The 12,835-nt window shown below is 44.9% G+C and carries 7 protein-coding genes; 3 read left to right on the plus strand and 4 right to left on the minus strand.

Translation table 11 applies throughout. From position 1 onward, the window contains the following. The first annotated feature begins 67 nt into the window (after positions 1–67). From AC59JO_RS04215 to AC59JO_RS04225, 3 genes are all read left to right on the plus strand, one after another. Positions 68–2,485 (plus strand): ABC transporter permease, encoded by a 2,418-nt coding sequence (locus AC59JO_RS04215; protein WP_497303607.1) that lies wholly within the window; start codon positions 68–70, stop codon positions 2,483–2,485. Between the two features lie 223 nt (positions 2,486–2,708). Continuing rightward, entirely contained in the window at positions 2,709–3,614 is a 906-nt protein-coding gene (locus tag AC59JO_RS04220; protein ID WP_497303609.1) for a helix-turn-helix domain-containing protein, read from the plus strand. 51 nt (positions 3,615–3,665) lie between these two features. Continuing rightward, complete coding sequence (locus AC59JO_RS04225; RefSeq protein ID WP_413669346.1) at positions 3,666–4,391, plus strand: SDR family oxidoreductase; 726 nt, start codon at positions 3,666–3,668, stop codon at positions 4,389–4,391. Between the two features lie 155 nt (positions 4,392–4,546). Here the strand turns inward: AC59JO_RS04225 and AC59JO_RS04230 are convergent, their stop codons facing one another. The 4 genes from AC59JO_RS04230 to AC59JO_RS04245 all read right to left on the minus strand — a co-directional run bounded on the left by AC59JO_RS04230 (position 4,547) and on the right by AC59JO_RS04245 (position 12,786). Next, complete coding sequence (locus AC59JO_RS04230) at positions 4,547–7,021, minus strand: glycoside hydrolase family 31 protein (RefSeq protein ID WP_413669347.1); 2,475 nt, start codon at positions 7,019–7,021, stop codon at positions 4,547–4,549. Between the two features lie 111 nt (positions 7,022–7,132). Then, positions 7,133–8,509, minus strand: a complete 1,377-nt coding sequence (locus AC59JO_RS04235; RefSeq protein ID WP_413669348.1) for an MFS transporter — start codon at positions 8,507–8,509, stop codon at positions 7,133–7,135. A 153-nt stretch (positions 8,510–8,662) separates the two neighbouring features. Next, positions 8,663–10,435 carry an alpha-amylase family glycosyl hydrolase gene (locus AC59JO_RS04240; RefSeq protein ID WP_497303612.1) on the minus strand — a complete coding sequence of 591 codons (1,773 nt, stop codon included), beginning with the start codon at positions 10,433–10,435 and terminating at the stop codon, positions 8,663–8,665. A gap of 41 nt (positions 10,436–10,476) precedes the next feature. Beyond that, entirely contained in the window at positions 10,477–12,786 is a 2,310-nt protein-coding gene (locus AC59JO_RS04245; RefSeq protein WP_497303614.1) for a glycoside hydrolase family 65 protein, read from the minus strand. Between the last annotated feature and the right edge of the window lie 49 nt (positions 12,787–12,835).

The following is a 12,835-nucleotide window of genomic DNA, read 5'->3' on the forward strand; positions in this document are numbered from 1 at the left end:
CTGATAATCAGAATTTTAAAAACAAGGCATGTAATTAGCTGAATTTCAGGCATAAACCATTACAATTATGCTTAAAAATTACCTGTTGGTTGCTTTTAGAAACCTATCTAAAAACAAAGCCTTCTCTGCTATTAACATAGTAGGATTGGCTATTGGAATGGCTGCGTGCCTGCTCATTTTACAATATGTTAGCTTTGAGCTTAGCTTCGATGATTTTCATATCAAAAAGGACCGTGTATTCCGCATTAATCAGGACAGGTATAACAACGGCAAATTAAGCACACAATGGGCCGGCGGAGCTTTCGCCCCCGGTAACGCCTTTAAAGCTGATCTGCCCGAAATTGAGGAGTACGTAAAGATTGTGGGGGCGGGCCAAACCATCGCCAACTATAAAGATCAGAAAATGGTAATCCAGAATGTTTACTATGTAAGTGATGCCTTTTTCAAAACCTTTACTTTTCCGCTGATAAATGGGGATCCTAATACAGCCCTTAAAGAACCTAATACTGCAGTAATTACCCGGCAAATTGCCGGTAAGCTTTTTCACGGCCTAAACCCTGTTGGCCAAACCTTGTATATCAATACAGACAAGCCGCTTAAAATTACAGGGGTGATGGAAAATATGCCTGCCAATACGCATATGAATTTTGATATCATGCAATCGTATGCTACACTTCTTAAGGAAAATCCACCTAATAAAGATTACAACCTTGATAATGCCTGGCTTAATGACGGCTGTACAACATATCTGCTATTAAAGCCCGGTGTTGATCCGCGTAAGCTGGAGGCTAAATTTATCCCGATAGTGAAAAAGGCTTATGATAAGTATCCCGGCTCGGGCGAAGGTGGTATTTATACGCTGCAACCGGTGAAGGATATTCACTTGTACTCCAATCGTATGCTTGAGTTTCAGCCCAATGGGGATGGCAAATCGGTATACCTGCTTTTGGGCATTGCCATTTTTGTGATCGTCATCGCATGGATCAACTACATCAACCTGGCTACTGCCCGCGGCATTGGTCGTGCCAAGGAGGTTGGCGTACGCAAAACCTTAGGTTCGGCTAAAGCACAGTTAATTACCCAGTTTATGTTGGAAGCTATGATGCTTAACGCCATGGCGATAGGGCTCGCCTTACTAATCATTATGGCTTGTTTGCCGGCTTTTGCTAATATTTCGGGTATGCAAATGGGCTTTACTTTGTTTACAAAAGCAGCTTTCTGGCTGGCTGTTTTGGGCATTTTCGTGTTGGGCTCGTTCTTCAGCGGGTTTTACCCGGCCATTGTATTATCGGCCTTCAGACCGGTTGAGGTAATGAAAGGCAAGATCCTGGCCTCGCCAAGAGGTGTGGTATTGCGTAAGGGCATGGTGGTGTTTCAGTTTGCCGCATCCATATTTTTGCTGATCGGCTCACTTACCGTTTTCAAACAGCTTAAATATATGCAGAGCCAAAAGTTGGGGGTAAAAATAGATCAGACCCTGGTTATCAAAGCCCCGCTGGTTAAGGTTGATTCGTTTTATCGCAGCATGAGCTCATTTAAGCACGAATGCCTGGCTCAAGCAGCCGTTAAAAGCGTAACGGTATCAACCTCAATCCCCGGCGAACCTGTTGGCTGGAATGCTGGTGGCATTAAGCTGGTAGGCTCTGATCAAAGCACAAGCAAGCAATACCGTATCATCGGCGCCGATTATGATTACCTTAACGCTTACGATATTAAACTGATAGCCGGTCGCAAATTTTCGAAAGAGTTTGGCGACGAACCGCATAAGGTGGTATTTAACAAAAAGGCTGTTGAACAATTGGGTTTCAGCAAACCTGCCGATGCCCTGGGCAAACGCATTGATTTTTGGGGACAGGTTTATGAGATAATAGGCGTGGCCGATAACTTTCACCAGCAATCGTTACATGATGCTTATGATGCCATTATTTTCCGCTGTATCCCCGATGTGAGGGGGCAGGTATCGGTAAAGGTAAGTACCACCAATATACCCCAAACCATTGCCGAACTTAAGCAAACCTGGGCAAGCTTTTTCCCCGGCGATCAGTTTGATTATTTCTTTTTAGATCAGTTTTTTAACAAGCAATACAAAACCGATCAGCGCTTTGGGCAGGTATTTGGTGTATTTACCGGCATTGCCATTTTTGTAGCCTGCCTGGGTTTATTCGGCCTGGTATCATACACCATTGTGCAGCGAACCAAGGAGATTGGCATCCGCAAGGTACTGGGTGCTTCCGTGAACAGTATTTTAACATTGCTGTATAAAGACTTTGCCCTGCTGGTGGTAGTATCTTTTATCATATCGGCCCCGATAGGCTGGTATGCTATTCACCAATGGCTGCAAACCTATGCCTTTAGGATGGATATTAACTTCTTGCTGTTTGTTATCCCGTTTTTCCTGGTATTGCTGGTAGCATTTGCAACAGTATCATTCCTGAGTGTAAAAGCGGCGCTGATGAACCCGGTAAAGAGTTTGAAAACGGAGTAGGCGGGATAGAAGGAGAGAAAAAATAAGCCGCCGCCGCTCGGCTCCAGCCGAGTGGCTATTATCCACAGGCCTCTGGCCTGCATTATCTACAGCGGCCAGAGGCCGTGAAATAGTTACCACTCGGCTGGAGCCGAGCGGCGGCGAAAGAGGTAGGGCCAAAACATTTACAATCCGCTGTTGGTTGGCTGTTTACACCATATCAACTAATTGCGTACTTTGCTTTATGCTTGTTTTAACTGTACCCGAAAAAGCTTCTATCCCTACTTACACGCTTGCACCAAATGGCCATGGCGGCAAGGTTATGATAGATGTGCGCGAAGCCGGCGGGCGATGCGGAGAGTTTAGGCTCGATCCCGCCTTTCTGCAGCCTCACCGTAAGGACTATTACTTTTTTGTATTGGTTAAAAGTGGTGCTAACCGCCATTGGATAGATTTTGTACCCTATACCATGAAGCCCGATACATTTTATTTTACCGTGCCGCAACAGGTACATCTTAAGGAGCACACGGGACCTATAGAAGGGATAATGATGAGCTTTACCGACGAGTTTTTACAACTGGAAGATAACCGCATACTTAAACAACTTCCCATTATCCAAAACCCCGCCGCAGCTCACGAAATAAAGCTTAGCCCTCCAAATTTGGTTTTTATTGAAGATACCATGCGCAAAATGCTGGTTGAATTTAATGCCGATGGTACCTGGCGTAATCAGATGCTTACGTCGTGGTTGCGGGTGCTGGTGATATACCTCAGCAGGTTGTACAGCGAGCAATATAATGAAACCTGTATTACCTTAAATTATTGTCTGCTCAAAAGCTTTCAGTCGCTTATAGCCGAGCATTATGCCACCCAGCATGATGTTGCAGCTTATGCCGAAAAGCTGAACCTAACGCCCGGGCACCTTACCGATGTTATTAAACAGCAAAGCGGTAAAACGGCTATTGCCCATATTCATGAACGATTGATTGTTGAAGCAAAACGCCGCTTACTGCACACGGAGCTCTCAGTAAAACAAATCGCCGATGAACTTGGTTTTGATGATGCAGCTTACTTCAACCGCTTCTTTAAACGCCTTACCGATACCACGCCGATTGCATTCAGGATGCAAATCCGGGAAATGTACAGTTAATGCCCTGCTATGTGCAGCGGTAAAAATATCTGCCCGCCATAGCTTTGTGTTATGGAAAAACAAACAGTTTTAATAACCGGAGCCAATAAAGGCATTGGCTTTGAAAGTGCCCGCCAACTGGCTAATGCCGGTTACTACATTTACCTGGGCAGCCGTGATCAGGATAGGGGGCAAAAAGCAGTTGAACAACTCAAAGCCGAAGGTTTAAATGATGTTGAACTATTGCTGATAGATGTTACCAATGAAGCATCGGTACAAAAAGCTCATGATGAATTAGCCGCTAAAATAGACCATCTGGATGTGCTCATCAATAATGCGGGTATTCCCGGAGCTTTCCCGCAAAAGGCCGATACTGTAAGTGATGATACCATGAAGGAAGTTTTTGAAGTTAACTTTTTCGGTGTGATCCGCACAGTACGTATTTTTATCGACCTGGTTAAAAAGTCGCCAAACCCAAGGATTGTTAACGTTACATCCGACCTTGGTTCGTTAACCTACCACAACGATCCTAACTGGGAACACTACGAGGTTAAGTCGGCCGCTTATGGCCCGTCGAAAACTGCATTGAACGCTTATACAGTTGCCCTGGCTTACGACCTTAAAGACCAGGTTAAAGTAAACATGGTAAACCCCGGATATACCAATACCGAATTTAACGGCAACCGCGGGCCCAAACCAGTAGAAGACGGTGCAGCACCAATAGTTAAATATGCCATGATAGGCCCTGATGGCCCTACAGGTAAATACTTCAGCGATTACGGTGAAAGCCCGTGGTAAGTTTTTGAGAGGCGAGAGTTAAGAATCATGATTTAAGAATCAACCTCTCCTCGCCACCGCGACATTGCAATGACATCTTTTCATTAGATGGCTGGCTGTTGTAACTCTAATACGTAAAATGCAAAAAAAGACCCCGGCAAGCCAGGGTCTTTTAATTATTTGCTTATCTCAATATGCTTAAAGTTTTTACTAAACTTAAACGCTATCGTTTTGTCATCGTTGATCTGGAACTCTTTTACGCTCTTGCCATCTACCATTATTTTGGTTGGGGCAAATGGTAAACCTATCAGGTTAAAGTGGTAGCCATCGTAACGTGGAGTGTACAAACCTTCCATGCTTTGATCAATGGTTACTGATCTTGAGTTTCCATTTACCACAAATTTCTTTTCGAGGTAAATATCCTGTTCGTAGGCAAAAGTTTCGCCGTAATCTTCAAACAGGAATGAGTTAACTTCGTAATCTGTATAGTAGATATTTAGTTTTACTTCTTCAATTTCCTGCTGACCAACGTATTGCATTACCGGGTACTCAGGGATAACCGAACCTGCCTTAATGAATACAGGCATGGTTTCAAGCGGTGTATCAACAGATACTTCCTTGCCGCCGTCAACAACTTCATATGTCCAGAAGTTGTACCATTTGCCTTTTGGCAGGTACACATTACGCTTAATCTGACCTGGCTCCATTACGGGGCAAACCAAAATTTTATCGCCATAAGTAAACTCATCCTGACGGAAATGGTTCAACTGCGTATCCTGCTCATGCATCACTACCGGCCTCAAAATAGGGAAACCATAACGGTGATGCTCCCAGAAAGTAGAGTACAAATAAGGAATCAGTCGGTAACGCAGCTCGATAAATTTACGATTGATAGCGGTGAATGGCTCACCAAAGCTCCATGGCTCGCGCTCTTTGGTATCACCTGCCGAGTGCGCACGCATAAACGGCGAGAAGGTACCCATCTGAATCCAGCGGGTAAACAGTTCGCCATCGGGCTCACCGCTGAAACCGCCAATATCTGTACCGCAAAACGGTATGCCGGAAATTGATAAACGCTGGCACTGGATATTACCTAGTTTCAGGTGCTCCCATGAAGCCACGTTATCACCTGTCCACACCGATGAAAAGCGTTGTACGCCCGAGTATCCCGCCCTTGTGATGGTGAACGGGCGTTTATTTTTCATAATTTTGCGCAAACCCTCGTAGGTTGAACGCACCATCTGCATGCCATAAATATTATGCGCCTTACGGTGCGAACCGCGGTAACCGTCATATTGGTGGCGCACATCATCAGGGAAAGTACCTGCACCAAATACGGCAGGTTCGTTCATATCGTTCCAAACACCGGCAACGCCCATTTGCACCAGTTCGTCAAACAAACCGCCCCACCATTCACGAACTTCGGGGTTGGTAAAATCAGGAAACTGACAGCGGCCAGGCCATACGTGACCCTCCATAAAATAATCGTCGCTGCGGCGGCAGAAATAGCGCTTCTCCTTCCCTTCCCTAAATACCGAGTAGTTATCATCCACACGAATACCGGGGTCGATGATCACGACCGTTTTAAAACCATCGGCAGCAAGCTCGCTGATCATCTTTTTAGGATCGGGGAAATACTTACGGTTCCAGGTAAAGCAGCGGTAACCATCCATATAATCGATGTCCAGGTAGATACCATCACAGGGGATCTGGTTTTCACGGAAACCTCTGGCTATCTTCCTAACCTTGGCCTCAGGATAATAGCTCCAGCGGCATTGATGGTAACCCAGCGCCCAAAGCGGCGGCATAGGGTGCGTACCGGTTAAGGTATGGTAGCTTTTTACGACGTCCATCATGTGCGGACCGTGGATATAATAATATTGCAGCTCGCCACCATCGGCCCAGAAACTTGTTTTAGTCCTGTCTTCGGCGCCAAAGTCAAACTGCGCTTTAAATGTATTATCAAAGAAGATACCGTGTGCTATGCCATCATTTACGCTGATGTAAAAAGGGATGCTTCGGTACAAAGGATCCTGGTTCCACTGAAATGAATAGGCGTCGGTGTTCCAGTTTTTAAGCCTTTTACCTCGCAGGTTAAATTCAGTTGGTTTATCTCCTAAACCAAAAAAGCTTTCATCAGGCGCACATGTTTTAGTGCAAAATACATAATAGCCACCTGCCTGCACGTTTTCTTCCCAGTGCATAGGCACGGCATCCATACTGGTTACATGGCTGTTACTATCAGAAAAAGAGATAAAAAAATCTTTTTTACGAATGTGGCAGTTTACCTTGTAAGTTGATACCCTAAACTCGTTATCATCTTCGTGAAGATTATAATCAACATGCTTATTAGGCAGCTTAGGTACGCCGTATGAAAAATCATCCAGGAATACACCATGAGGGGCAAGCCTTACCCGAATGATCTCGTCTGCTACAACTATCACCTCAACTTTAGCATCACCATCGGTAAAATAGAACTTATTTCCCGTTTGTGAAGCCCTGGTAGGGATACCAAGGTATTTTTTTACTACCGGCTTAATGCCATCGGCAGGGTTATTAAGGTGGTGAAACTCCTCTTCTTCTTCAAGTAAGTTTTCTACTTCAACTAACTTACTGGTTATCAATTCCGGATTTGGGGTATTACTTTCCATTCAAACAAATTAGTGGGTTCAGCAAATATGTATAAAGTGTCCTTCCTACGCAATATACAACAAATGGTTTAACGAAAAAATCATTAACCGTGCCAATTGTTTAACTTTAATTCAATTTGCGGCTTCAATAATCTGGATTTTTTTGCCATCCCGAACAAAAAGAACGGCTACTGCCGCCAGAAACATAAATACACCGGCCATTACCAGTGCATATATGGCATGCCCACTGTAAGCATATTTCACTATCGGACCACCAATAATACCGTTAACTATTTGAGGAAACGTAATGAAAAAGTTAAAGATGCCCATATAAACGCCAATCTTGGAAGCAGGTATAGAGCTTGATAAAATAGCATACGGCATAGCTAAAATACTTCCCCAGGCCAATCCTATCCCTATCATAGAAAGCACCAATAACTTAGGGTCATTTATAAAAAATATCGATATCAATCCCAGGCCACCCATAGTTAAAGAAAAAGCATGTGCACGTTTGCGGCTTAATTTTTTCACTATACGCGGTAGCAGCAGCGCATAAATTGCCGAAACAGCATTATAAACACCAAATAATACGTTCACCCAATTAGCAGCATCGTTATAGGCTACCGATGAAGTGTCGCCGGCGGGTATATGATACACATGATCGGCCACGGCCGGGGTGGTAAATACCCACATCGAGAACAACGCGAACCATGAAAAAAACTGCACCAGTCCCAGTTGTTTCATAGTTTTAGGCATATTGGCCAAATCGCTGAAAATTTCGGCCAAACCGCCTTTATGCCCTGATTCAGATTCATCCTTTTCATGAAAAGTAGCGTAAACTTCGGGGGGATATTCTTTAGTGCGAACCACCGTCCATAGGATGGCTCCTATCAAAACTGCCGCACCAATATAAAAAGAGTAAAGTACGTTATCAGGTACGATGCCGGGTTGCGCAGTTTTTCCAATTCCAAACCATTCGGCAAAAACATAGGGCAGCCATGAGCCTATCACTGCGCCAACACCTATCAAACAGGTTTGCATGGAGAAACCTGTAGTGTGCTGGCTATCGGGCAAATTATCGGCCACCAAAGCCCTGAACGGCTCCATAGCTACGTTGAACGAGGCATCCATGATCATGAGCATGCCCGCTCCTACTACTATAGGCGGGATCAGCGCTGCCAGCATAGATGAGTTGGGCATAAAGAACAAAGCCAAACCGGATAAAATGGCGCCGGTTAAAAAGTAAGGGCGGCGACGGCCAAGGCGGTTCCAGGTCCTGTCGCTGTAATGACCAATGATAGGCTGAACAATCATGCCTGTTATAGGCGCAGCCAACCAAAACCACGACAAATGCTCTACATCGGCCCCAAAAGTTTGCAGGATCCGACTGGCGTTACCTGTTTGCAGGGCGAAGCCAAACTGGATGCCCAAAAAGCCGAAGCTCATGTTAAAGATCTGCCAAAAGCTTAATCGTGGCTTTTGCGCAATGGTTGGTTTATTTTGGTTCATTGATTCAATAGTTCACTGGTTCATTGGTGCCCTGTAGTTTTTACCACACCATGTCATTGGGAGCGAAGCGTGGCAATCGCATACTTTACAGGGCAATTATGCCTCCGTGCGATTGCTTCGTCGTTCCTCCTCGCAATGACATATTGTAAGCGGCTAAAACTCCAGCAACAATCCGCTCATGGCCGGCAGGCATACTTCAACACCATTTTTAATGTCATCGGTATTGAATTTAGCTCCGCTTAGCAGGTCGGTGAATTGTTTATGGCCGCTTTGATTTAATTTTGTTAACAGGTCATCCGGAAGTTTTATTGTTAGTTTACGCTCGCTCCGGTTAAAATTGGTTATTACTAATACGCGCTGATCATTGGTATAACGCGCGTAGATATACAAACGGGTATCAAACCCCGGCTGACGCTCATTGGCCATCATCAGCTCATAAAACGCGCCCGATTTTAGGGCCTCGCTGTTATGCACTGCCGTAAGCAGGTTATGGTAAAAGCCACGAAGCTTTTGCTGGTCTGCCGATAACTGCGCCCCATCGTACTCATGGTTATTCACCCATTTTTGGTGCTGAGGCACGCCCCAGTAATCAAATATAGAAGTACGACCGTCATTGCCGCTAAAACCCTCGGTACCGATGGCGGGCTCCCCTACTTCCTGACCAAAATAAACCATCACCGGACCAGTGTTCAGCGTAGCCGTAACAATCATACCCGGAACAGCCAGCCATGGGTTACCTGCAAAATCATTTGAGGCGATGCGCTGCTCGTCATGGTTTTCCATAAAGCGGAGCATGTGTTCGTCGATACCTTTGCTATCGTGGTTCCAGACAGCATTGATCTCCCAGGTAGATGAGTTGTGCTCATCGCGGGTAAGGCGTTTGATGGCATCATACAGGCCCACCTTATCGTACAGGTAATCAAACTTGCCTTTAAAAATATAATCTTTGTATTTGCCTTTGTCGTAAGCTTCACCAATGAAAATAATGCCTGGATGCTCTGCTTTAAGCTTAGGGATTACCCATCCCCAAAACTCAATAGGCACCATCTCCACCATATCGCAGCGGAAACCATCCACGCCTTTTTCGCTCCAGTAATGCAGGATATCATAAACTTTATTCCAAAGCGGTGGGATCGGGTCGAAATGACCTCGACGGTGATCCATATAATCAACACCGTAGTTCAGCTTCATGGTTTCGAACCAATCATTAATAGATGGCGCAGCGCTGAACACATCGTTACCGGTAGCTTTAGCAGGGTTTTCATCGAATTTCCCATCCTTCAGCGGGCTTTTAAACTCATCCCCTCCCGGGTTGTAACCCGCCGGTACCACAAAAGGCTGACCGGGCATATAATAAAAATCATTGGTTGGGCTAAAGCCTTTGCTTTTATCATCATCCTCACCAAAATCACGCACACCGGCAGGTTTAACATCCGATTCATAAGTACGGGCAACATGGTTAGGTACCAGATCCATCAGTACTTTTAAACCATTGTCATGGGTACGTTTGATGAGGGCTTCATATTCCCCGATACGGTTTTTAACGTCAACCGCCAGATCAGGATCGATATCGTAATAATCCTTAATGGCATAAGGCGAGCCTGCCCTACCCTTCACAATATCCGGATCATCGACTTTGATACCAAATTGCGAATAATCGGTCATGGTAGCGTGCTCAATTACACCGGTATACCAAACGTAGGTAAAGCCCATTTTCTTTATCTCCTGTAGGGCCTTGTCGTTAATATCGTTCAGCTTGCCAACACCGTTTTCTTCGATAGAACCATTGGTTTTATTAAGCGTTTTAGTATTGCTGAACAGTCGCGGTAGTAACTGGTATATGATTAGCTTATGATTGGTGGTTTGTTCCATGCGTTTTTTAGTATGATGTGTTTTTACCTGTGCCAACGTAATAACGGGCAACATTGTTACAGCAATAAAACAAGTAAATAGTTTATTGCTTTTCATTACGCCTCAACCAGTAATTCATCATTGGCTTTTACCAACTGCTCTTTACCATAAACCAGCACGGTAGTTTCTACATCCGATGCATTTTTGATCTGCACACCTTCTTTGCTCACTTTGATATTCAATAACACACCGCGGAAACCAATATGGAACGAAAACGACGACCATTTTTCGGGGATAAACGGCTGGAACGAAAGTTTACCATCCTTTACCCTCATGCCGCCAAACCCTTCAACAACAGCCATCCAGGTACCTGCCATCGAGGTGATGTGACAACCGTCCTCGGTATCGTTATTATAATCGTCGAGGTCTAAACGGGCGGTGCGGAGATAAAACTCGTAGGCACGGGCTTCGTCACCAAGCTTGGCGGCCAAAATAGCGTGCACGCATGGCGATAATGACGATTCATGCACGGTACGCGGCTCGTAGAAATCGAAGTTGCGGCGAATAGTATCTGTATCATACTGATCTTCAAAAAAGTAAATTCCCTGCAATACATCGGCCTGTTTAATATAGCATGAACGCAGAATCCTGTCCCAGCTCCATTTCTGGTTGATAGGGCGTTCTGATGCAGGCAAGTCTTTCACCAGGATCTGCTCTTTATCCAGGTAGCCATCCTGCTGTAAAAACACCTGGCGTTTCTCGTCGTACGGATAATACATCTTTTGGATGATATCCCTGAAACGACCAAACTCGGTTGCTTCATCAAGGTTGGTTTTGCTTACCAGCGCAGCATATTTTTCAGCATCAGCAGCTTTTACTTTTTCAGCAACATCAAGCGTATATTGCATACACCAGGTAGCTATGGTACTGGTGTACCAGTTGTTGTTTACGTTGTTCTCGTACTCGTTTGGCCCGGTTACGCCAAGCATTACATACTGCTGCTTATCATCCGACCAGTTAACCCTTTGCGACCAAAACCTTGCGATACCCAACAACACTTCCAAACCATAATCGCCAAGATAAGCTTCATCGCCGGTATAACGCACATAATTGTAGATGGCAAAAGCAATAGCCCCATTACGGTGGATCTCCTCAAAGGTGATCTCCCATTCGTTATGGCATTCGGTACCATCCATGGTAACCATAGGGTACAAAGCCGCACCATTTTTAAAGCCAAGCAGTTGCGCGTTTTCAATAGCCTTGCCCAATTGTTTATAGCGATAAAGCAGCAGGTTGCGGGTAACCTTTTGCGGGGCTGTGGAGAGATAAAAAGGCACGCAATAAGCCTCGGTATCCCAATAGGTAGAGCCTCCGTATTTTTCGCCGGTGAAACCTTTAGGGCCTATGTTCAGGCGATCATCCTCGCCGGTATACGTTTGGTTAAGCTGGTAAATATTGAAGCGGATAGCCTGCTGGGCCGAGATATCTCCATCAATAATGATGTCGTTATGTTTCCACTTTTCGGCCCAGGCTGCCGCTTGCTCAGCCAGCATGGTATCAAAACCTTTTATGCTGATGCGATCTAAAGTAGCGTTTAACTGGTCAACCAGTTCTTCCTGTTTATAGTTTTGTGACGACAGGTTAGCCGCATACTTAATTACTGTAATGCTTTCGCCTTGTTTTGCTTCTAAGCTAACCTTAGCGGCCACGTATTTCTCTTTTTCGATGGCCTCGGTAGTTGGTTCAATAGCAACACCATTTTGCAGGATGTTAAACTTCATGCCGGTAGCAACCACAAAACCTGTCTTTTTGGTACGCATCACAATGTAACCACCATTGGTTTGTGTGGCCTTGTTTACCTCGTCCCAAAACTTTTCATCGTAATTGGAGTCTTTGTTTACTACATCGCCATCAATTGACGGTGTTAAAGTAATAGCGCCACTAAAGTTTAAGGGCGTAAGGGTGTATTTGATAGCACCGGTTTCATCATCGGCCATGCTGCAAAAGCGGATAGCCTCTACCTTAACTTCTTTCCCTGATTTTGTTTTTGCACGGAAATCACGTTTAAGATAACCGTCCTTCATATTCAACTCCCTGCGAAAGTTTAAAACTTCGCATTTGGCAAGGTCAAGCTGTTCGCCGTCAATTACAACATCAATACCTACCCAGTTTGCGGCGTTGAGTACTTTGGCAAAATATTCAGGGTAACCATTTTTCCACCAGCCTACGCGGGTTTTATCGGGATAATAAACCCCTGCCACGTAGTTACCTAACAGGGTATCGCCACTGTAAGCTTCTTCAAAATTGGCACGCTGACCCATACGGCCATTACCCAAACTAAATATACTTTCAGAAATTTTATTGTAATGAGCGTCGAAGCCTTCTTCAATTATCTTCCACTCATCAGCTTTTATATAGTTTTTCATTTAGCCCCCTCTAAATCTCCCCCTAAAGGGTGAGACTTTTAGTTTAATA

This window comes from Mucilaginibacter sp. A5337 (assembly GCF_059690695.1).

Coding starts and splice junctions, on each gene's coding strand:
- AC59JO_RS04215 (WP_497303607.1), top strand. CDS start 68: ATGCTTAAAAATTACCTGTTGGTTGCTTTTAGAAACCTATCTAAAAAC.
- AC59JO_RS04235 (WP_413669348.1), bottom strand. CDS start 8,509: ATGAACCAAAATAAACCAACCATTGCGCAAAAGCCACGATTAAGCTTT.
- AC59JO_RS04245 (WP_497303614.1), bottom strand. CDS start 12,786: ATGAAAAACTATATAAAAGCTGATGAGTGGAAGATAATTGAAGAAGGC.
- AC59JO_RS04225 (WP_413669346.1), top strand. CDS start 3,666: ATGGAAAAACAAACAGTTTTAATAACCGGAGCCAATAAAGGCATTGGC.
- AC59JO_RS04230 (WP_413669347.1), bottom strand. CDS start 7,021: ATGGAAAGTAATACCCCAAATCCGGAATTGATAACCAGTAAGTTAGTT.
- AC59JO_RS04240 (WP_497303612.1), bottom strand. CDS start 10,435: ATGTTGCCCGTTATTACGTTGGCACAGGTAAAAACACATCATACTAAA.
- AC59JO_RS04220 (WP_497303609.1), top strand. CDS start 2,709: ATGCTTGTTTTAACTGTACCCGAAAAAGCTTCTATCCCTACTTACACG.